This is a genomic window from Ensifer sp. KUDG1, from assembly GCF_050434285.1.
GTDB lineage: Bacteria > Pseudomonadota > Alphaproteobacteria > Rhizobiales > Rhizobiaceae > Ensifer.
On the sequence record NZ_JBNDIG010000011.1, the window covers coordinates 58,301 to 78,436 of the forward strand.

At 62.7% G+C, this 20,136-nt stretch carries 17 protein-coding genes; 7 read left to right on the forward strand and 10 right to left on the reverse strand.

What is annotated here, in order from left to right; all coding sequences use genetic code 11:
• Positions 1-36: 36 nt before the first annotated feature.
• Genes M2267_RS24340 through M2267_RS24350 form a run of 3 tightly spaced genes read right to left on the reverse strand, consistent with a single transcriptional unit; the run spans position 37 to position 2,509 of the window.
• Positions 37-1,869: a carbamoyltransferase family protein gene (locus M2267_RS24340; protein WP_192449363.1), complete on the reverse strand. Its 1,833-nt coding sequence runs from the start codon at positions 1,867-1,869 to the stop codon at positions 37-39.
• 12 nt (positions 1,870-1,881) lie between these two features.
• On the reverse strand, positions 1,882-2,031 hold the full coding sequence (locus tag M2267_RS24345; RefSeq protein ID WP_089043047.1) for a DUF5989 family protein: 150 nt from the start codon (positions 2,029-2,031) through the stop codon (positions 1,882-1,884).
• Between the two features lie 46 nt (positions 2,032-2,077).
• Complete coding sequence (locus M2267_RS24350) at positions 2,078-2,509, reverse strand: SxtJ family membrane protein (RefSeq protein WP_043611091.1); 432 nt, start codon at positions 2,507-2,509, stop codon at positions 2,078-2,080.
• Between the two features lie 481 nt (positions 2,510-2,990).
• Here M2267_RS24350 and M2267_RS24355 point away from each other — a divergent pair, with 481 nt between their 5' ends.
• The 5 genes from M2267_RS24355 (at position 2,991) to M2267_RS24375 (ending at position 8,662) form a co-directional block, all read left to right on the forward strand.
• Positions 2,991-4,796: a sensor histidine kinase gene (locus M2267_RS24355; protein WP_082005850.1), complete on the forward strand. Its 1,806-nt coding sequence runs from the start codon at positions 2,991-2,993 to the stop codon at positions 4,794-4,796.
• Positions 4,757-5,440, forward strand: a complete 684-nt coding sequence (locus M2267_RS24360) for a response regulator (protein WP_043611089.1) — start codon at positions 4,757-4,759, stop codon at positions 5,438-5,440. The genes M2267_RS24355 and M2267_RS24360 overlap by 40 nt, the downstream gene beginning before the upstream one ends.
• Before the next feature lie 386 nt (positions 5,441-5,826).
• On the forward strand, positions 5,827-6,240 hold the full coding sequence (locus M2267_RS24365; RefSeq protein ID WP_429117908.1) for a hypothetical protein: 414 nt from the start codon (positions 5,827-5,829) through the stop codon (positions 6,238-6,240).
• A gap of 66 nt (positions 6,241-6,306) precedes the next feature.
• Positions 6,307-7,554 (forward strand): hypothetical protein, encoded by a 1,248-nt coding sequence (locus tag M2267_RS24370; RefSeq protein WP_429117911.1) that lies wholly within the window; start codon positions 6,307-6,309, stop codon positions 7,552-7,554.
• A 25-nt stretch (positions 7,555-7,579) separates the two neighbouring features.
• Positions 7,580-8,662, forward strand: a complete 1,083-nt coding sequence (locus M2267_RS24375; RefSeq protein ID WP_192449369.1) for an SGNH/GDSL hydrolase family protein — start codon at positions 7,580-7,582, stop codon at positions 8,660-8,662.
• Positions 8,663-8,705: 43 nt separating this feature from the next.
• Here M2267_RS24375 and M2267_RS24380 read toward each other — a convergent pair whose 3' ends face one another.
• From M2267_RS24380 to M2267_RS24390, 3 genes are all read right to left on the reverse strand, one after another.
• Positions 8,706-11,696, reverse strand: a complete 2,991-nt coding sequence (locus M2267_RS24380; RefSeq protein WP_429117913.1) for an autotransporter outer membrane beta-barrel domain-containing protein — start codon at positions 11,694-11,696, stop codon at positions 8,706-8,708.
• A gap of 186 nt (positions 11,697-11,882) precedes the next feature.
• Positions 11,883-13,277 carry an NAD(P)/FAD-dependent oxidoreductase gene (locus tag M2267_RS24385; protein ID WP_429117916.1) on the reverse strand — a complete coding sequence of 465 codons (1,395 nt, stop codon included), beginning with the start codon at positions 13,275-13,277 and terminating at the stop codon, positions 11,883-11,885.
• Positions 13,278-13,291: 14 nt separating this feature from the next.
• The gene (locus M2267_RS24390) at positions 13,292-13,669 is read right to left on the reverse strand and encodes a cupin domain-containing protein (protein WP_429117919.1); all 378 of its coding nucleotides are present in this window, start codon (positions 13,667-13,669) and stop codon (positions 13,292-13,294) included.
• 385 nt (positions 13,670-14,054) lie between these two features.
• On the opposite strand from M2267_RS24390, the gene M2267_RS24395 reads away from it, so the two are divergent.
• Positions 14,055-14,939, forward strand: coding sequence for a helix-turn-helix transcriptional regulator (locus tag M2267_RS24395; RefSeq protein ID WP_402321194.1), 885 nt, complete (start codon positions 14,055-14,057; stop codon positions 14,937-14,939).
• A gap of 54 nt (positions 14,940-14,993) precedes the next feature.
• On the opposite strand, the gene M2267_RS24400 is transcribed toward M2267_RS24395, so the two are convergent.
• Genes M2267_RS24400 through M2267_RS24415 form a run of 4 tightly spaced genes read right to left on the reverse strand, consistent with a single transcriptional unit; the run spans position 14,994 to position 18,917 of the window.
• Positions 14,994-15,791: an ABC transporter permease gene (locus M2267_RS24400; protein ID WP_429117923.1), complete on the reverse strand. Its 798-nt coding sequence runs from the start codon at positions 15,789-15,791 to the stop codon at positions 14,994-14,996.
• Between the two features lie 10 nt (positions 15,792-15,801).
• Positions 15,802-16,704, reverse strand: coding sequence for an ABC transporter permease subunit (locus tag M2267_RS24405; RefSeq protein ID WP_429117927.1), 903 nt, complete (start codon positions 16,702-16,704; stop codon positions 15,802-15,804).
• 9 nt (positions 16,705-16,713) lie between these two features.
• Positions 16,714-17,781 (reverse strand): ABC transporter ATP-binding protein, encoded by a 1,068-nt coding sequence (locus M2267_RS24410; RefSeq protein WP_429117930.1) that lies wholly within the window; start codon positions 17,779-17,781, stop codon positions 16,714-16,716.
• Positions 17,782-17,810: 29 nt separating this feature from the next.
• Complete coding sequence (locus M2267_RS24415) at positions 17,811-18,917, reverse strand: extracellular solute-binding protein (protein WP_043611077.1); 1,107 nt, start codon at positions 18,915-18,917, stop codon at positions 17,811-17,813.
• 239 nt (positions 18,918-19,156) lie between these two features.
• Here M2267_RS24415 and speB point away from each other — a divergent pair, with 239 nt between their 5' ends.
• The gene (gene speB, locus M2267_RS24420; protein WP_043611074.1) at positions 19,157-20,110 is read left to right on the forward strand and encodes an agmatinase; all 954 of its coding nucleotides are present in this window, start codon (positions 19,157-19,159) and stop codon (positions 20,108-20,110) included.
• The last annotated feature ends 26 nt before the right edge of the window (positions 20,111-20,136 follow it).

Genomic DNA, 20,136 nt, shown 5'->3' on the forward strand with positions numbered 1-20,136 from the left:
GCCCGGCGCGCTGAAGGAACACATTGCCCGGCCGTTCTAGTCGAGCTCGAAGTTCTCTTTGTAGTCCTGCTTCAGGTGCGCGGGCTGGTCCTCTTTCTTCAGCATGCAATTGCCGACGACGAGGCGCTCGATCTCCGTTCCCATGAAGCAGCGATAGGCGTCTTCCGGATTGCAGACGATCGGCTCGCCACGCACGTTGAAGCTGGTGTTGACGAGCACCGGGCAGCCGGTGCGCGCCTTGAACCGGGTCAACAGCTCCCAGTAACGGGGGTTGGTCTCGCGGTGCACCGTCTGGATGCGGGCGGAGTAATCGACATGGGTCACCGCCGGTATTTCCGAGCGCGGCACGTTGAGCAGATCGATGCCGAACAGGTTTTCCTGCGGATGATTGGCGTGCAGGCGGCGGCTTTCCAGGACGTCGCCGACAAGCAGCATGTAAGGGCTGTCGGTGTCGATGTCGAACCAGTCCGACACATCCTCGCGCCGGATCGACGGCGCGAAGGGGCGGAAGCTCTCGCGGTACTTGACCTTGAGATTGAGCATCTTCTGCATCGTCGGCGAACGGGCGTCGCCGAGGATCGACCGACCGCCGAGTGCGCGCGGGCCGAATTCCATCCGCCCCTGCATCCAGCCGACCGCCTTTTCCTCGGTCAGTGCCGAGACGGTGGAGGAGGTGATCTCCTCGTCCGAAAGGACCTCGAAGTTCGCCCCGGCATTGGCAAGTCGCTGCTCGACTTCGCCTTGCGCGAAGGCTGGCCCGAGATAGCCGCCGGACATGGCATCGCCGTCCTTCACGACGCGCGTGCTTCCGAGGTATTCGTGCCAGACCGAGAGAGCCGCCCCGAGCGCGCCGCCCGCATCGCCGGCGGCAGGCTGGATCCAGATGTCGTCGAAGATCCCGGCCTTCAGCAACTTGCCGTTCGCCACGCAGTTGAGCGCGACGCCGCCGGCAAGGCAGAGGTTCTTTTCGCCTGTCTGGCGCCGGGCATAGCGGGCGAGCCGCATGACCGCCTCTTCGGTCACGACCTGAACGGAAGCCGCCAGGTCCATCTCACGCTGGGTCAGCGGCGATTCCGGCTTGCGGGGTTCGCCTCCGAAGAGGTCGTTAAAGGCCGGCGAGGTCATCCTCAGGCCCGTGCAATAGCCGAAATAGTGCTGATCCAGACGGAAGGAACCGTCGTCCTTGAGATCGATCAGGTTGTCGAGGATCGTCTGCGCGAAACGCGGACGCCCGTAGGGCGCAAGCCCCATCACCTTGTACTCGCCCGAATTGACCTTGAAACCCGTATAATAGGTGAAGGCCGAATAGAGCAGGCCGAGGGAGTGCGGGAAATGCAGCTCCTTCAGGAAGTCGAGGCGATTGTCATGGCCATGGGCAAGCGACGTGGTGCACCACTCGCCGACGCCGTCCATGGTGAGGACCGCAGCGGAGGCGAAGGGCGAAGGAAAGAAAGCGCTCGCCGCGTGGGACTGGTGGTGCTCGGTGAAAAGCAGCGAGCCTTCCCATTCCTTCTTGCCGACAAGCTTGCCGAGATCCTTGCGCAGCATCTTCTTCTGGAAGAGCTTTTCCTTGATCCAGACCGGCATCGCCACGCGAAACGAGCTGAAGCCGTGCGGCACTGTCGCAAGATAGGTCTCGACAAGCCGCTCGAACTTCAGGAACGGCTTCTCGTAGAAGACGACATGGTCGATGTCGTTCATGGTGCAGCCTGCTTCCGACAAGCAGTACTCTATTGCCCGCGCCGGAAAGTCGGGGTCGTGTTTCCGGCGCGTGAAGCGCTCTTCCTGTGCGGCGGCTACGATGCGCCCGTCTTCGACGAGCGCGGCCGCGCTATCGTGGTAAAAGGCCGAGATACCGAGGATACGCACGATGGTGCCACCCTAGAACAGCGTATAGATGAAGGGGGCGACGGCCGTTCCCTGCGTCAGTACCACCAGGGTTCCGAAGATGGTCGTCATGACCAGGATCGGCAGCAACCAGTACTTCTTCCGGTTGCCCATGTAAGACAGGAGTTCCCTAGCAAGGTCCATTTTCGTGTCCTCTGTCCGATACAATAAGGGATAGGTTCTTCAAAATTCAGAACTGGTTCTTCATCGTTGCCTGGGCTGCTTCGGCCTGCGGCTTGTCGATCCAGTAGGTCTTGGCGTTCTTGTCGAACTGTTCGGTCAGCGCGTCATTGCCACGCAGCCTGAGATAAAAGCCGATCGGCACGAAGGTCGTGACGTAAATCAGGAACATCACGACCGGATTGACGATCTTGAACAGTACAAGGCCGAGCCGCATCCAGAGATGGTTGGCGCGTGTCAGGGTGGAGGGCGCGATCAGGGCCAGGACGACCAGAACCACGCCGATCAGGGCGAGCACAGCCGTTACGGTCGTAATCTCGGAAGCCCGCCACCATTTTACGAGCGCAATCAGGGTAAGGATGCCACCGACGGTATAGCCGAAACTTCTGTTCGACGGTCCTTCCGGGGGCCTCTCGTGCAGTGGTCCGTGAGAAATGCTCATTGCTATCCACCTCAAAGCGGTTAGCTAAAAAACGCACAATTTTCATTGTGCCGACGAATGAAAAACTCTTTAGTCATTTATATTGGGAGAATATGAGCGGCAAATACTGGGGTAGGTCAATATGCCAATGGATATAGAGGCTCATATCCGGCTTTCGATTCTTGGCGCGATCTTCTGATACTCGGGTTGATGCCCGCTGGTCGGCCCTGTTCCAGGGCATGCCTGCAGCAGTGCAAGGTTCGTGTGTTCCGGGCGCGCGTGCGTAACCTTGGCTATACTGGTGGCAAATGCATTTGAGCGCTGGAAGAGACGAGCGTATGCTGGCGACACTTGAATATGCAGATTGCAGCGGCTGCCAGGGCCGTGCCGTCCTTGTCGTCGAAGATGCGGACGGTGTGGGTCGGTGGCCGCGATTTGATTTATTCTCGCTCGTCACGCGCAGGGTTGTTTTCCAAGGGGCGGCGCAGAGCGGAGACTTGGCATGAGGCTAGAGCCGTCAAACCGTTTCAGCGCCCGCCGCGTGAGCCCGGCGACGGCCGCGCCGCCGCATACCGGCGCGCCGATGGATCTGGACCAGGCCTCCGGCCGCAAGGTCTGGACGAACACTTTCCGGGCCCGCTCCGACAAGGTGATCGCCGTCGGGCGCATCCTGCTGGCGCTCGGCAGCGTCTGGATCGCATGGCTCGATTCCGTCCACGTGCCGCTGCCGCCAGAGCCCATCTACTTCCTGCTGATCGGCTATCTCTTTTATGCGGTCGCCGCCGCCTTCCTCGTCTGGCGCACGGAGATTTCGCGGGTGCGCGGCACGCTGGTGCGTCACATCATCGATGTCGCCGCCTTTGCGATCTTCATGTCGATGACCGACGGTCCGGCGAGCCCGTTCTTCATGCTGATGCCGTTCACATTGCTGTCCGCGACGCTGCACTGGCGTTGGCGCGGGGCGCTCTACACCGGTCTCGTCTGCCTCGCGGCGTTGCTCTATCTCGGCTACTTCGATGCCGGCGATATGCTCGATCCGGATGCCGACACGACGACGAACGCCTCTCGCATTCTCTTCATCTTCGTTGCGGCCACGCTGCTCGTCTGGCTGGGCGCCCACCAGGAGGCGGTCCGGGCCGAGCTGCTTCGGCTGGTACAGCGAACACCGAGCCAGCCGCGTGGCCGCGAGTGGCCGGCGCGCGCGGCGCTCGATTATGCCGCCCATGTCATGCTGGTGCCGCGGGCTCTCCTGTTGTGGACCGATGCGGAGGAGCCCTGGACCTATGCCGCCCTGTGGAGCGAAGGCGAGCTTGAGGTCATGCAGATGCCGCCCGATGCCTTCGGCACCTGGACGGATGAAAAATTGCTGCAAAGCAGCCTGCTGATCACCGAGGCCGCCCGTGGCCGGCTTCTCGTGCACGTGGGCGAGGGGCGGTTTCATCAATGGTCGGCTCCAGACCCGCCGATCTCGCCGGCGCTTGTGGAGGCTTTCAACATCAACGCTGCGGTCTCGACCTACTTTCAGGTCGACGACCTGCAGGCGCGTCTCTTCGTTCTGGAGCCGCCGGCGCTCACGCTCGATGACGTGGCGATCGCCGAAATCATCGCCGACAGGATCAAGGCGCTGTTCGAACAGGCGATCCTGGTCAGGCGCCTGAGCGACGAGGCGGCCGTCGACGAGCGCATCCGCATCGGCCGCGACCTGCACGACGGCGTGCTTCAGGCACTTGCGGGCACTGCACTGCAGCTTCAGTCGCTGCGCAAGCTCAAGGATGCGGGGCCGGAGGTGATTGCCGAACGCCTCGAGGCCATCCAGGCGATGCTGCTCGAAGAACAGCGGGAGCTTCGCGGTTTCATTCGCGCGCTCGAGCCGGGCGGCAATCTCCAGGCTACCGGCGAAATGCAGCTCGAGCGACAACTGGAAGCGGTTGCCGCGCGGCTGCGGCAGCAATGGCAGATCGATGTCTCGATCGCCTTCGACCCGGCGTCCGGCATCGACCTGCCGCTGGCGCTAACCTACGAGCTTGCGCGCATGACCTCCGAGGCGACAGCCAACGCGGTCAGGCACGGCGGCGCGCAGAAGGTCAGGATCATGGTCAGGATCGACAACGGATCGATCGTGCTGACGATCGACGACGACGGGGTCGGCTTTGGTTATGGTGAGCGCCTCGACCATGCCGAGCTGGAACGGGAAAAAATTGGACCGCGGAGCCTGCGCGAACGGGCGGCAGCGCGTGGCGGAAAGCTTGCGATCGAAAGGATAGCGGAATGGACTCGAGTGGTCGTCATGCTGCCAATGCCGCAATAGCGTTGCGCGCGGTCGTCGTCGACGATCATCTGATCGTGCTCGACGGGCTGCGCCGGCTGATCGAAACCGTGCCCGGCTGGGAGGTGGTGGCGACCTGCGAGCGTGCAACCGATGCGCTGCAGGTCCTGTCCGAGCGGGGCGCCGATATCGTCGTCGCCGACCTTCGCATGCCGCATATGGACGGACTCGAGTTCATACGCCAGGTGCGCAGCACTCACGGACAGCAGATCGCGATCGTCATCCTGACGGCTGATATCGGCGACGACCAGGTTGCCGAAGCGATCCGGCTCGGGGTGAACGGCATCGTCCTCAAGGAACAGGCTCCGGACACCCTGATCGACTGCATGAATGTCGTGGCCAGCGGCAAGACCTATTTCCAGGACCAGGCGCTGAAGTCCGCGATCGAGCGGATACGCGCGCAGGAAGCCGTTGAGACCAGGGGCGTCGACCTGTTGACGCAGCGCGAGATCGAGGTCTCGCGGCTGGCGGCCTCGGGGATCCGAAGCAAGGAGATCGGCGCCCGGCTCGGCATATCGCCGGGCACGGTCAAGCTGCATCTCCACAGCATCTACAGCAAGCTGGGCATCTCGACGCGCGTCGAGCTGGCCAATCTGGCGAACCGGCTCCCGAAAAGCCCTTCGTGACGGCGCCGGCCGCGCTTGCGGGCCTCCTGCCTTTGCGCTGACCCTCCTCCTTCAAAAACGATCGAACCCGCGGCAACGAGACGCCGCGATCGGCGTTTTTTGCCGCAAGCGAACTGTAAGAAACAGGGCCGGAGTATATCCATCTGGATATATTCAGAACGAAAATCCTGGGATAGAGTTCGGAATTGTAGGGCGTCTCCGGCAGCGAAGTGAAACCTCCGAAGCTAATGTCGCTATATAACGAATAGATTCATGTTCTCGTATTCTGAAAATATTGACGGTGTTCTTCTCTGTTCCGGAGAGCCACTATGCATGTTCAAAGTGTTATTGAAATAGCTGAAACAGACGGTCGGCTTCCGGTCGAGATAATCATAAAGGGTTATCGTTTGAGCCAGAAGCGGCTTACCGTCTTCGTTTTAAACGAGGTGACGCCGGCCGCGGTCAACCGGATCCTGGATCCCGTGGTACCGACGTTGCCTCTTTTCATTCCCGGCGTGCTTTACGTCAAGATTTCGGATGATGCCCGCGTGCGGGAAGCGGTCGAGACGGCGGATGTCGTCTATGCCGCGACCAGCCTGTTTCGCGACCAGTTGACGGGGTACGGGACTTTGCCCGGACTGCTTCGACCGATCGAGCTGCTGCGGCCGGATGCATCCAAGCGCATCCGGCTCGCAAAATCGGGCGAACACGCAAGCTCCGGCGAACCAAAGCGTCCCTCCGTCGCAAAGACGGCGAGGCGTACGACCACCTATCTCGCCAGCCTGGCACGATCCTATTGGCGCGAGGCCGGAAGCGCCTGAAGCGGGCGATGCGGCAACAATCTGAAATGTTTCAACACTGATCGCACAATCAAGGTGTCAGCTGACATGTCCCGAAAAGCCGAACGTCAGGATGCGCTCAACAACAACAATCCGACGGCGACGCCTGCGGATTTCATCGATCAGAACAAGCCCTCGTCGAGCGGCACCCTGAAGCGCATGCGCCGTTCGCGCAATTTCGGCGGCATCATGGATGGGCTGATCATTCTCGTCTCGGGCCTTGTCGCCATCCTGCTGTGCGAGATGCTGCTACGTATGGTGCCGAGCCTGCAGCTTCCGGTCGGCGAGGGCGAATATGTCTATTGCGGCGTGCCACGGGCGCGACATCAGTCGCATCCGCTCTATGGCTATACCGAAATACCGGGCAACAGCTATTTCGAGCGCTTCAGCCCGCTCGACCCCTGGAACCGCGTCCAGATCAACAGCGACGGTTTCCGCGACAATGCGACGGGAACGGGGTCTCCGGTGTTCGTGCTTGGGGATTCCATGGTGCGCGGCTCGCTCGTCAAGGAAAGCGAAACCTTCAGTTCGCTGCTGAACGCATGGCACCCGCAGCTGCTTCTCAAGAACTACGGCACCGGCGGCTACGGCCAGCCGAACGAGATCCGGGTCTACGAGGACAAGGGCCACAGCATCCCTCATAAACTCGTCGTCGTCGGCCTCTCGCTCAGCACCGACCTCGAGGACAATGCCGAGCGCGCGGTGCTGACGCCGTCGTCGGTCGACATCACCGTCGAGCCGGCCGGCAGCGGAACGAAGAAGCCCAGCCTCGCTTTGCAGGCGCATCTGTACCTGTGGCAGAACAGCAAGCTCTACAACTGGTTCTATTCGACGCTGCTCAGACCCTATGTCGGCGACCGGGCGTCGCGCCGCGACATCGGCCACGCGATCGAGCTGACGCGGCGCCTGTTCGTCCGGCTTGCCGACGACGCCCGCGCCAACGGCGCCGAGCTGCTCGTCGTCATCCTGCCGGGTTGGGCGGAACTGGCTGGCCGCGACGACGGCCTGCAGCCGGAAAAACAACGTGAAATGATCAAGGCGTTCGCCGCTGCGACGCCCGGCGTGTACGTGGTCGATCCGACCGAAAAGCTCTCTGCCAACGATCCGATGAAAACCTATGGCATCGGCGACAAGCACCTTTCTCCGCTCGGACATTTCCTTGTCGCGGAAGCGATCGACCAGTGGCTGGTCAATGATTGGAGCGGCGGCAAGGGCCTGACGGTCGGCGAGCACCCCTTCGTAAAAACCGCTCCTGTGGAGCCTGATTGCCTGAAGTTTTCTCAGGTCGGACAGTAATCGGCGGACCTGAAAGGAAGATCCGATGAATTCCAATGCAACACGTGTCGTTCAAATGGAACAAAACAGCGTCCGGAAGTCCTCCATTCTCAAACGTGCCCTGCTTGCTGTTCTCGCGACGGCTTTCAGCCTGGCGCTCTGCGGTCTCATGATCGAAGGCATGGCGCGCACCGTCTTTGACAACGGCATGGATTTCGACCTCGAGATGTGGAAATACGCCCGCGACCTGAAACGGGTCAGCGCCGAGCCGGCGATCGGCCACGAGCACATTCCCAATTCGAGCGGCGTGTTCATGGGTGTGCCGGTCAGCATCAACTCCGTCGGTCTGCGCAATCGCGAAATCGGCCCGGTGACCGCGGGAACGACGCGCGTGATGATGCTCGGGGATTCGCTGACCTTCGGCTGGGGCGTCAAAGAGGAAGACACGCCGTCCAGGCTGCTGGAAACGGTCCTCAACGGCGGCAGCCAGGGGGCGCCGAAATACGAGGTGATCAACACCGGTGTCGGCAACTACAACACCCAGATGGAAGTCGCCTACTTCATGACCAAGGGCATCGAGCTCAAGCCGGATGTGGTCGTGCTCAACTATTTCATCAACGATGCCGAGCCGACGCCGCGTCGTCACCAGGTCGGCTGGGGCGAATATTCGCAGGCCTATGTCGTGCTCGCCTCGGCGGTCGACAAGATCTCGCGCATCTTCCTCGGCCGGGCGGACTGGAAGGCCTATTACCGGGGCCTCTATGAAGCCGACCAGCCCGGCTGGACGGAAGGGCAGGATGCCATGCGGCGGCTGATCAGCTTCTGCCGCGAGCGCGGCATCAAGCTTGTGATCGTCAACTATCCAGAACTGCACGAAGTCAAGCAGTATCCGTTCCCGGAAGTCACCGGCGCGGTCGAAAAGATCGCCGAAAGCGAGAAGGTTCCCTTCCTCGATCTTCGCCCGTCGGTCGAGGATCTCGTTCCCGAAACGCTGTGGGTGTCGCCGTCGGATGCACACCCGAACCGGATCGCCAACGAACGCTTCGCCGCTGCGATCGCCGGAACGCTGGAACGCTCCTACCCGGACCTCTTTGCCGGAGCCGGGTCGGTCGCCAAGGTTCAGCCGTGAAGCGGCCTCGGTCGGTCGTTGCCGGCCTTGGTGGACATGCGATTTAGAAATCGACGATCAGGTTTGCGCGGCCGGCGCTCGACCGCGCGCCGTCGCCGAATTCGCCGAGATAGGTGATTGCCAACCGGGTTGATTGGGAGAGCCGGGCGGAAATGCCCGCTTCCACGACCAGCGCATCGCGGGCGATGGGAACGCCCGCAATGGTGAAGGGGCTACCACCGGCAAAGGCGAGGCGCGCGGACGGCGAAAGGTCGCCTTCCGCATGGCGCCATCCGAGCATGCCGGAGGCAGAAACCGAAACCGGCATCTGGTCTACCGGCAGATCCGCCCACCAGCGCAGGCCGATGGTCGTGAGCATGGCGTCGTCGGAGGCCGCCTCTCCCGACAGTGCCGCGGAGCCACCGTTTTCCTTGAACGCATCGGTATCCAGATAGACATAGGCCAGGTTTGCGAACGGCTGCAGCCTGACGTCGTCCGCACTCAGCGTGAAGGAAAGGTCGGCGAAAACCTGTGCAACGGTGCCGTCGTAGTCGGCGGTCAAGTGATCGGCGAACGAGCCGAAGGCGAGGTCACGCTTGGACGAGACTTCGTTGTGGCTATAGATTGCACCGCCTGCAAGGTTCAGCGCCCCGATGTTCCCATATCCGTAGAGGCCGGCATGGTAGGCGTCGACGCGCGCCTGCGGCTGAACGGTGAGATGGCTGTAGCCGAGGATCCCGCCGAGGCGCCAATCGTCGGAAACCGCCATATCGGCGCCGACGAGAACACCTGTCGTACGGCTATCGATAGCGGCGGCGTTGCCGTCACCGGACAAATGGCCCGTGCCTGCAAAACCCGACGTCCAGAAGATGGCGTCCTCGGTTTCCTGAAGGGTCGAGACGGCGGAGCTCGCGCGCTCCAGAATGGCGTCTCGCGGAAAGCGGCTGTCCCACATCAGCGCGCTCTTGACCGAGGCGTGGACTTCTCCGCTCAGCTGGGAAAAGGCGCTAGCGGCCGTTGCATCATCCAGCGAGAGCACGGCCAGCGTGAGCGGGTTCGTGACGCCCAATGCTTCGACGGCGCTTGCCGTTGCGCGCCCGTTGGCGGTTTCTGCAAGGTCGGCGAAGGCAACGTCGTTGCGGTCGAGCGTCAGATCGATGCCGGTGGCGCCATAGGTCAGCGTCGGCGAAAGGAAGGCAAGATTGCTGGTCACCGCGTCGAACCGGCCGCTGACCGTGCCGGCGGAAACGATCGTGTAACTCGTCGACAGGTCATAGACGCCGCTGCCTGCGAGGACCGCGAGCCTGCCCCCCTCAATCGAAAGCGCGCCCGAAACGGCCAGGCGGTCGGATTGCCCCGCCGCATCCACATCCACCTGATAGATCGAGCCCGAACGGAACGTCAGGTCGCCGTTGACGGTGGCAACCGCGATGCCCGGGCCTGGCGAGACCACGCCGCCGGCATTGACCGTCAGGCCGCCGACGATGCCGCTGCCGGACAAGAGACCGCCGTCGAAGATTTGGACCGTCCCGGCGATGGTGCCCTGATTGACGAGCGTGCCACCGGTGATGCTTGCCGCGCCGCTGATGGTGCCGGTGTTTTGGAACAGGCCGCCGCTGTTTGCGAGCGAGGCAATGGTTCCGTCGTTCGACCCGGTGCCGTCGTTGGAGACGGCCGCGGCAGTCGCACCGCTGTTGTTGGTGAACGTACCGTTGGCGCCGATCTCGACGTCTGCGAGCGCCGCATTGTTGACGACGCTGCCGCCGGCAACGGTTGTCTTTCCGGTCACTATGCCGTTGCCGTTGTTGGTGAAGGATCCGCCATCGTTGCGCACGGATGCGATGGTGCCCGCATTCGACAGGGTGCCGGCGTTGGTGACGTTGCCGGCGACGGCGCCGCTGTTGTTGACGAAGGCGGCGGCGGCCGCGACGTCGGCGTCGGTGACGACGAAGTTGTTCGTCACGGTGCCGCCTGCAACCGTCGTCTTCCCGGTGATGGTGCCGCCGGCATTGTTGGCGAAGTTTCCGGCCGTGTTGGTCAGTCCGGCGATCGTGCCGGCATTCGACGCGGACCCGCTGTTGGTGACGGCTCCTGCGTTCGCCCCCGAGGTATTTGTGAAGGTGCCGTTCGCACCGACGGTCACCGTACCAAGTGTCGCATTGTTGGTAACGGCGCCGCCAGAGACCGTCGTCTCGCCGGTTACTTTGCCGCCGAAATTGTTGGTGAAGCTTCCGGCGTCGTTGCGCACCGACGCGATGGTGCCGGCGTTCGAGACCGTGCCGGCGTTGGTAATCGCGCCCGCCGTTGCGCCATTGTTGTTGACGAAGGCTGCGGCGGCCGCGACATCCGCATCGGTGACGACGAAGTTGTTGGTGACGGTTCCGCCCGACACCGTCGTTTTCCCGGTGATGGTGCCGCCGGTGTTGTTGGTGAAATTCCCTTGGGTGTTGGTGAGCGAGCTCATCGTTCCGGCGTTGGAGGCGGTACCGGCATTCACCGTCGCGCCGGCGACGGCGCCGGTGTTGTTCACGAAAGTACCCCCGGCCGAGACGTTGACGTCACCGACCTGGCCGTTGTTGGAGAGCGACGTGGCGTTGCCGACGCTGGCGCTGTCCAGCGTTCCGTTCACCGACACGTTGCCGTTGTTCAGCGTCAGCCGTCCGTTGAGGTCCCCGTCGATCGACAGGCTGCCGCCGTTCAGTTCGACATCGGAGGTGAGTGCGCCGCCTGCGTTGATGCTGACGCTTCCCGAATTGATCGTGCTGCCGTTCTTGACGGTCAGCGCGCCGGTATTGGAGATGGTGGCATTGCCGCCGTCGACGCCGAGCTGGCGGATCGTGCGGCTGTCGTTGACCTGCGGAGAACCGGCGTTGACCTCCGCTGCGTCGTTAGCACCGGGCAGGGCCGGCGCCCAGTTCGCGCCGTTGCCGAATTCATTGTCGGCTCCCCCGGTCCAAACGGACTGGGCAAGCGCAGGCGTCGAGAAGGCAAGGGAAGCTAGTGCCGTGAAAAGGCCGAGGCGTTTGGAAAGAACCGCGAGCGGTGTTTGTCGCATGGGTGCCGCCGGTGCTACGAACGCTCGCGAATCAGCCAGCGGAATGGGTAGCTTTGGCTATCTAATCATGGTTAACGATTTACTACCACCGCTGCGCCCGGGCCGGATGCGACGCCGCCATCGGCCGGTGACGGAGCCGAAGGTTTCGGCTCCGCTTGCCCGTCGAAAGCGCCGGAAAACACATGCTCAACTGAGCGGGAAGCCCATGGCCGAGACCATCTTCAGCCACGGCCTGCGCCAGCCGCCGGATTTGTCGGCGGTGTCGAGCGCATACATGGTGATCTGTGCGCCGAGCCAGCGGAACGGCTCGGGCGGGATCGTGTTCGGAAGGCTGGTGGCGAAATCCAGCCGGCTCTCCGGGGTCTTCGAGCCGTCGAGAATGTCGAGCGCGATGCGCGCGCCGAAACGCGAGGCCGAAACGCCGAAGCCGGAATAGCCGCCGGCGTAGACGACCTTCTCGTCATGGTAGCGCTGGAAATGTACGGCCATGCGGGTGCTGAGATCGATCGGACCGCTCCAGGCATGGGTGAAGCGCAGGCCTTCGAGCTGCGGGAAGGTATCGAAGAACGCTGCGGCCAGCGGCTCATAGGTATCGAGCTCCCGGTCGACCGATGGAAACGGATCGCCGGCAAAGGCATAGGCGAGGCGCCCGCCGAAGATGATGCGGTTGTCTTTGGTGAGCCGCATGTAGTTCATCTGGGTGCGCGTGTCGTAGACGCCCTGGCGATGGCTCCAGCCGATGGATGCCATCTGGTCTGCCGACAGGGGCTCCGTCGCAAGCACCCGGTCGCGCACGGCGACGACCCTGTTTTTGATCTTCCTGTGGCCCGAGGCAAAGGCATTGGTGGCGAGCAGCACTTTCGGCGCGGTTACGCTGCCCGAAGGCGTGTGCGCCTTCATCCGGTCGCCGAGGTCTTCGAGACCGGTCAGTTCGGTGTTCTCGAAGATCCGGACACCGAGCGTGAGCGCGACCCGCTTCAGCCCGAAGGCGAGCAGGGCAGGGTGGACCGTGCCGCAGATATGCTTCGACCAGACGCCGGCTTTGTAGCGCGGTGAATTGATTTCGGCGCGGACGGCGCTCTGATCGAGGAAGGCCGCCTCATGACCGTATTTCAGGTGAAGTTCGTGCTCCTCGTGCAGCGCCTCGATATGAGCATCGTCGACCGCGACGGTCAGCTCCCCGCCCCACTCGGCATGACAGTCGATCGCATGCTCCTCAAGCGTCGCAAGGAAGCCGTGCATGTTCTCCTGGCCGAGCTTCTCGAGAGCCGCGATGTCCTTCGGGAAAATGCGCACGGCGTTCGAAAGCCCATGCATCACCGAGGTCGAGACCACGCCGCCCGGCCGGCCCGAAGCGCCGTTGGCGACCGAGCCCTTCTCGATCAGCACGACCTCGATCTCGGGCCGGCGCTGCTTTGCCTGGATGGCGCCCCACAATCCGGTAAAACCGCCGCCGACGACGAGCAGGTCGGCTTTCAGATGTCGCGACAGGCGCTCTCGCGGCTCAGGCGCATCCGGCCGGTCGAGCCAGAAGGGCGTCATCGTCACATCTGCAAGAGCTTTGCTTCTCACCTTGGTCATGGGGACGCCTCACATCACTTCGCTGCAGGGGCGGTGTAGAGGACGTAGACCTTGCGCATTGTTTCGATCACCTCGAAACGAACCTCGACGCCGGCCGGCAGGATGTAGCTTTCGCCGGCTGAAAAGGTCTCGACCGATCCGTCCGGGTTGGTGATCGCAACCTTGCCCGAGAGGATGACGCTGTATTCGTTGCCATCGGGATAGGAGAGCATTTCTGCGTAGGGCGTCGACTGCCATGTGCCGATGATGACGGCCTTGTCGGGGCTTTCGAAATGCACGTCGCCGAGTTCGTCCGCAAAGCCCGAGAGGATCGCCTCCGGCGGCACGACGCTGCATTTTTCGAGCGCGTTGAGGCCGACACCATCGCGCCCGAGTTTGATGACCTTCGACATGTTCACTCCAGTTCAGAAAGACGAGCGCCAAGTCGATCGGCCACGCGCCAGGGTTTCGTTGCTTCATTCTTCTGCGGAACGACCAGATGGCCGAGAGCAATATGCCGTCTCGGCAGTCCCGTGCCGCCTTGCCTGCCGCGGATCTACTGTCCGGCTTGCATCATTTTTCTAGGCGCCGGGATCGCAGGTCGGAATACGCCAAAGGGCTAGGTTCGGGCCTCGGCACGCTGTCTGTCCCGCGCCGCAAGGCCCCGCACGGCCGGGTGTCCGCCACCTAGGACGTTGTTTTGGTTCGCCAAAAGATAGTTTTGGAAATCCCGTAGTGAAAATCCGTTACTTGCGACCGGCCGAACCTTCACCTAGTCTGTGCTTGGAGGAGAACAACATGAACGATAATACGATCATCAAAGTCTGCGCGCCGACGCAGCAGGTGTCTGGCGTGGGCGATCTGGCGCTGTCGCTGATGGAGGGGGTGGGCCGCTCGGATTTCCAGGACCGTCTGACACACTCGCTCAAGCGGCACATCGCGATCGATGCCGGCCTGATGCTCCTCTACCGACGCGACGCCGCGCCGAAGATCCTTTACAACGACTGGCGCACGGACAGGGGGCTGTCGGATATCCGTGCCTATCTGCAGGGGCCGTACCGGATGGACCCGTTCTACCGGCTGGCGCTCGACAACGGCGACGACGGGCTTTACCGCCTGCGGCAGATTGATCCGTCCTTCGACCGGTCGCAATATTATCGCGACTACTACCGGCATTCGGGCCTGCACGACGAATTCAACGTTTTCATCGGTATCGATGCCGACACGAAGATCGCAATCTCTCTGGCGCGGCGCCATGCGCATGCGGCTTTCAGTGGCGAAGACCAGGATTTCCTGCAGAGTGCCGCCCCGCTCATCAGCATGGCCGTGCTTCGGCACTATCGCGATCTGAGGCCCGAAAGTCTGGGCGACGACGGCTCGCCGCTGCAAAGCGCCCTGGCGCAGGCGGTGCGCAATTTTGGCCGGAGCCTGCTGACCGACCGCGAGTGCCAGGTGGCGCAGATGATCCTGCGCGGTTACTCGGTCAAGGGTGCCGCCGAAAAACTCGGCATCTCGCCGGCAACCGTCAAGCTGCATCGCCGCAACCTCTACGCCAAGCTCGACATCACGTCGCAGACGGCGCTGTTCTCGCTGTTCATCGACGCCGTGTCTTCAGCGAGCAACGCGTTTGAAGATCCGCTGGCTACCTATCTTTCGCCGGCTGGCGCGCTGAGACCGCACTGACCCTCGCGCTTTGCGTCGGCAATTCCGGAGAAGACCCTCTTCCCCGGAGATACCTCAAGTAGCGGCGCTTACCCGTTGTTCGGAGCGCCGCGAGACGAGTTGGGCTGCCACCAATCCCAGCACGACTATGCCGAGGATGATTGTCGAGATCGCGTTGATCTCCGGCGTCACGCCGAACTTGATCTGCGAATAGATCTTCATCGGCAGGGTCGAGGCACCCGGCCCGGTGGTGAAGCTTGAGATCACCAGATCATCCAGCGACAGGGTGAAGGACAGAAGCCAGGCCGAGACGAGCGCCGGGATCATGTTCGGTAAGGCGACGCTGACGAAGGCTTTCGCCGGTGGGCAACCGAGGTCACGGGCGGCCTCTTCGAGCGACGGGTCGAGTTCGACCAGCCGCGATTGCAAGACGACGGTCGCAAAGCAGAGCGTGAAGGTCGTGTGCGCCAGCGTGATCGTCAGCGGCCCGCGGTCGATCCCGAGCGTCACGAACATCAGAAGCATCGAGACGGCCATCACCACCTCGGGCATCACCATCGGCGCAAGCAGCATGCCGTTCAAGAGCGCCCGACCGCGGAAGCGTCGCAGCCGCACCATGACGACGGCGGCAAGCGTGCCGAGAAGGGTTGCGGCGGTGGCAGAGACCGCCGCGACCAGGAAGCTGACCTTCGCGCCCTCGATGATCGAGGGATTGTTGAGAACGGTCGCGTACCATTGGGTGGAGAAGCCGCCCCAGACTGTCACGAGCTTCGAACCGTTGAAGCTGTAAACGACGAGCACGACGATCGGCAGATAGAGGAAGGCAAGGCCGAACAGGATCGACAGCCGATTGAACCAGCTTGGTTTGGTCATCGCTTGCTCCTCAGCCTTGTTCGCGCGATTGGCGCGATTGGAAATAGACGATCGGCACGACCAGAAGGGCGAGCAGCACGATCGTCACGGCAGCCGCCATCGGCCAGTCGCGGTTGTTGAAGAATTCGAGCCAGATGGCGCGGCCGATCATCTGCGTGTCGGCCCCGCCGAGCAAATCCGGGATCACGAATTCGCCGACGACCGGGATGAAGACCAGCGCGCAGCCGGCGAGCACGCCCGGCAGGCTCAAGGGGAGGGTGACCCGCCAGAAGGCGGAGATGCGCGAGCAGCCGAGATCGCGGGCGGCCTCAATCAGGGTGCGGTCGGCGCTGCTCAAGGTCGAATAGATCGGCAGCACCATGAAGGGCAGGTAGGTATAGACGATGCCGATATAGATCGCCGTCTCGGTGTTGAGGATGCGCAGCGGCTCGCTGATGAGGCCGATCTTCAACAACAGCATGTTCAAGAGGCCGTCGTTCCTGAGGATGCTCATCCAGGAATAGACGCGGATCAGCATCGAGCTCCAGAACGGCACGATTACCAGGAAAACCAGCAGCGATCTGGAGGAGGGCGAGCAGGAGGCGATGCCATAGGCGAGCGGATAAGCGATGAACAGCATGGCGGCCGTCGAAATCGCCGCGATCTTCAGGCTCGTCAGATAGGCGAGCAGATAGGTGTCGTCGGTGAGAACGTAGAGGAAGTTCTCGAAGTTGAGCCTGAGATTGAGGATCGATCCGTCCCAGGCGGTCAGCGGCTCGAAGGGCGGCATGCCGAGCCGCACGGTCGAGAGGCTGATGCCGGCGACCAGTGCGAAGGGGGCGAGGAAAAGGACGAGAAGCCAGGCATAGGGAATGGCGATCAGCAGGCGTTTGCCCCAGTTCGCCTTTGCGGGCGATGCCGAAACGGAAGTCATGGTGCTCTCCTATTCGGCCAGCAGCCGGCTTGCCTGCGGCGGCCAGCTTGCAAACACCTGATCGCCGACCGCGAGATCGCTTTCGGCGCCGAGGTTGACCCGACGCGCGTCGAGTGTCGCGCCCGACTTCAGCCGCACGCGATAGTGCCGCTCGACGCCGGTGTAGGTGAGCTGCTCCACGGTGCCTTCAAGGCCGCTGCCCGAAGTCGCAAGTTCCACCCGTTCGGGGCGGACGGAAACCCAGAACGGCCGGTCGAGCGCCACCCGGTCGGTGAAGGCGGCGCGGACGCCGCCGCCAGCCTCATCGCTGTCGATCCGCAGTTCTTCGCCGCTCCGCTCCGCGCGTCCACCGGCAAAGACATTGGTTTCGCCAAGGAACTTCGCGACGTAGCGCGACCGCGGCGCCTCATAGACTTCGGAAGGTGAACCGACCTGCAGCACCTGTCCCTGCTTCATGATGGCGATGCGGGTGGAGACGGTCATCGCCTCGTGCTGGTCGTGGGTGACGATGATGAAGGTGAGACCGAGCTCGCGCTGCAGGCGCACGAGTTCGAGCTGGGTTTCCGTGCGCAGGTTCTTGTCGAGCGCGCCCAAGGGTTCGTCGAGCAGCAGCACCTTCGGCCGCTTGACCAGCGCGCGGGCAAGCGCCACGCGCTGGCGCTGGCCGCCGGAAAGCTGCACCGGCTTGCGATCGAGAAGTGCCGTCAGTTGCAGCTTTTCAGCCACCTCGTCGACCCGCTTCCGGATTTCGCTCTTGTCGAGCCCGTCCTGTTGCAATCCGAATGCGATGTTCTTGCCAACGGTCAGATGCGGAAACAGCGCATAGGACTGGAACATCATGTTGGTCGGGCGCTTGTGCGCCGGCACGTCGGTGACATCGGCCCCTTCCAGCCTGATCGCGCCCGAGGTCGGCGTCTCGAAGCCGGCGATCATCCTGAGCAGCGTCGATTTTCCGCAGCCCGAGGGGCCGAGAAGCGAGAAGAACTCGCCCTTCTCGATGCCCAAGTTGATGTTGTTGACGGCCGTGACGACGCCATAGGACTTCGCCAGGTTCTCGATCGAAATATAGGATGGCACGGGATCTGGTCCTGCTGTTGACGGTTCGCCTATTGGCCGGCCCGGAATGCGGACCAGACGCGGGTGCGCTCGCGCGTCTGGCGCGGTGGCAGCGACTTGTCGACGAAGAGCTTCGAGCGGACTTCGGCAGGCGGATAGATGTTCGGGTTGTCGCGGATGCCGGCGTCGACCTCTGCCGTCGCCGCCGCATTGGCGTTGGCGTAGAAGACATGGTTGCTGATCGCCGCGACCGTCTTCGGCTCAAGAATGTAGTCGATGAACGCGAGCGCCTGTTGCGGATCCGGCGCGTCGGCCGGGATCGCCATCGTGTCGAAGGAGATGATCGTGCCTTCCTTCGGGATCGAATAGTCGACCGCAACGCCGGTCTCCGCCTCTTCGGCCCGGGCAGCGGCAATGCCGGCGTCGCCACTCCACATCAGCGCCAGGCACAGTTGGCCCGATGCCATGTCGGCGACGAGCTGGCCGCTCTGCATATGGCGGATGTAGGGACGAAGCTTGAGCAAGAGCTCCTTCGCCTTGTCGAGGTCATCCGGTTTGGTCGAATAGGGATCGAGGCCGAGATAGTTGAGCGCGATCGGGATGACCTCGTTCGGGGCGTCGACGATGCCGATGCCGCAGTCCTGGAATTTTGCCGCGACCTCGGGCTTGAAGAACATGTCGAGGCTGTTGGTGGGCGCATCGGGCAGGCGCTCGGCGACGAGCTTGGCGTTATAGGCGACCCCCGTCGTCAGCCACATATAGGGCACGAGGTATTTGTTCTCGGGGTCGTGCTCGGCGACAAGCTTGAGGAGGTCCTTGTCGAGATTGCCGTAGTTCTTGAGCGCCGTGACGTCGATCGGCTTCAGCGCGCCGGACTGGATGAGACGCTCGCCGACCGTGGCGCTCGGGAAGGCGACGTCGAAGCCGCTGCCGCCAGCAAGCAGCCGGGTCTCGAGCACTTCGAGGGAATCGTAAAAGTCGACCCGCGTTTCGACGCCGGTCTTCGCCTGGAAGTTCGAAACGGTGTCTTCGGCGAAGTAGTCGGAGAAATTGTAGATGAACAGCTTGTCCTGCGCGTGGGCCGCCGTTGAGGCCGCAAGGGCGACGAGCGACGCCGCAAACATGGAGCGCAGGGCGGTGCGGGTTAAGTTTTGCATGGTTCCTCCCAAGGACACGGTATTTTTGTTTTCGCCAAAGTGATTGGCGGGTCCTTGGAGGACAACACTCCCTTTGGCTAGGTGCGGGAGAGGTGGCGGCGGCGTAAACGGCAATCGACGCCTGCCTTCGCTGCATCGGGCATGTTTGTTTGACCGCGATCGAAGTAACGTTCGATCGAAGGGCATTTCTCCGGTGCCAATGGCTGCTAGGGTTCCGGCGACAGAAAGGGAGAACTTCCATGGACGAAAAATTCAACCAGCCGCTCGGCGGCAACGACATGCCCCGGTTCGGTGGCCCCGGCACGATGATGCGCCTCCCGACGGCGACGTCAGCTGAAGGCCTCGATGCGTGCTTCGTCGGCATCCCCATGGATATCGGCGCGTCCAACCGCTCCGGCACCCGCTACGGACCACGCCAGATCCGCGCGGAATCCGTGATGATCCGCCCCTACAACATGGCGACGGGTGCAGCACCCTTCGAGAGCCTGCAGGTTGCCGATATCGGTGACATCGCCATCAACACCTTCAACCTGCCGGCCAACATGGAGATCATCACCCGCGGCATCGGCGAGATCCTGAAGCACGATTGCATTCCGCTGACGCTCGGCGGCGATCACACGATCAGCTACCCGATCCTGAAGGCGGTCGCCGAAAAGCACGGGCCTGTCGCCCTCATCCATGTCGACGCACATGCGGACATCAACGACACGATGTTCGGCGAAAAGATCGCGCATGGAACGCCGTTCCGCCGCGCCTATGAGGACGGCTGCCTCAATCCCAATCTCGTCTTCCAGATCGGCCTGCGCGGCACCGGCTATGCGTCGGATGATTTCGACTGGTCGCGCGACAAGGGCTTCACGGTCGTCCCGGCCGAGGAATGCTGGCACAAGTCGCTGGTGCCGCTGATCGAAGGTATCCGCGCGAAGATCGGCAACCACAAGACCTACCTGACCTTCGACATCGACAGCCTTGATCCGGCCTATGCGCCGGGCACCGGCACGCCGGAGATCGGCGGCCTGACCATTATCCAGGCGATCGAGATCATCCGCGGCTGCCGCGGCCTCAACCTCGTCGGCGCCGATCTCGTCGAGGTCAGCCCGCCCTTCGACACGACGGGCACGACCGCGATCACCGCGGCGAACCTGCTTTACGAAATGCTCTGCGTGCTGCCGGGCGTGAAGTACAAGCGCTAGCGCCGGTCGTTGGTGGCGATAGCGCT

What these genes read in the sequence shown, in the direction of transcription:
- M2267_RS24390 (WP_429117919.1), bottom strand. Translation starts at nt 13,669, where the DNA reads ATGTCGAAGGTCATCAAACTCGGGCGCGATGGTGTCGGCCTCAACGCG.
- M2267_RS24395 (WP_402321194.1), top strand. Translation starts at nt 14,055, where the DNA reads ATGAACGATAATACGATCATCAAAGTCTGCGCGCCGACGCAGCAGGTG.
- M2267_RS24360 (WP_043611089.1), top strand. Translation starts at nt 4,757, where the DNA reads ATGGACTCGAGTGGTCGTCATGCTGCCAATGCCGCAATAGCGTTGCGC.
- M2267_RS24345 (WP_089043047.1), bottom strand. Translation starts at nt 2,031, where the DNA reads ATGGACCTTGCTAGGGAACTCCTGTCTTACATGGGCAACCGGAAGAAG.
- M2267_RS24415 (WP_043611077.1), bottom strand. Translation starts at nt 18,917, where the DNA reads ATGCAAAACTTAACCCGCACCGCCCTGCGCTCCATGTTTGCGGCGTCG.
- M2267_RS24400 (WP_429117923.1), bottom strand. Translation starts at nt 15,791, where the DNA reads ATGACCAAACCAAGCTGGTTCAATCGGCTGTCGATCCTGTTCGGCCTT.
- M2267_RS24380 (WP_429117913.1), bottom strand. Translation starts at nt 11,696, where the DNA reads ATGCGACAAACACCGCTCGCGGTTCTTTCCAAACGCCTCGGCCTTTTC.
- M2267_RS24375 (WP_192449369.1), top strand. Translation starts at nt 7,580, where the DNA reads ATGAATTCCAATGCAACACGTGTCGTTCAAATGGAACAAAACAGCGTC.
- M2267_RS24370 (WP_429117911.1), top strand. Translation starts at nt 6,307, where the DNA reads ATGTCCCGAAAAGCCGAACGTCAGGATGCGCTCAACAACAACAATCCG.
- M2267_RS24385 (WP_429117916.1), bottom strand. Translation starts at nt 13,277, where the DNA reads ATGACCAAGGTGAGAAGCAAAGCTCTTGCAGATGTGACGATGACGCCC.
- M2267_RS24350 (WP_043611091.1), bottom strand. Translation starts at nt 2,509, where the DNA reads ATGAGCATTTCTCACGGACCACTGCACGAGAGGCCCCCGGAAGGACCG.
- speB (WP_043611074.1), top strand. Translation starts at nt 19,157, where the DNA reads ATGGACGAAAAATTCAACCAGCCGCTCGGCGGCAACGACATGCCCCGG.
- M2267_RS24355 (WP_082005850.1), top strand. Translation starts at nt 2,991, where the DNA reads ATGAGGCTAGAGCCGTCAAACCGTTTCAGCGCCCGCCGCGTGAGCCCG.
- M2267_RS24405 (WP_429117927.1), bottom strand. Translation starts at nt 16,704, where the DNA reads ATGACTTCCGTTTCGGCATCGCCCGCAAAGGCGAACTGGGGCAAACGC.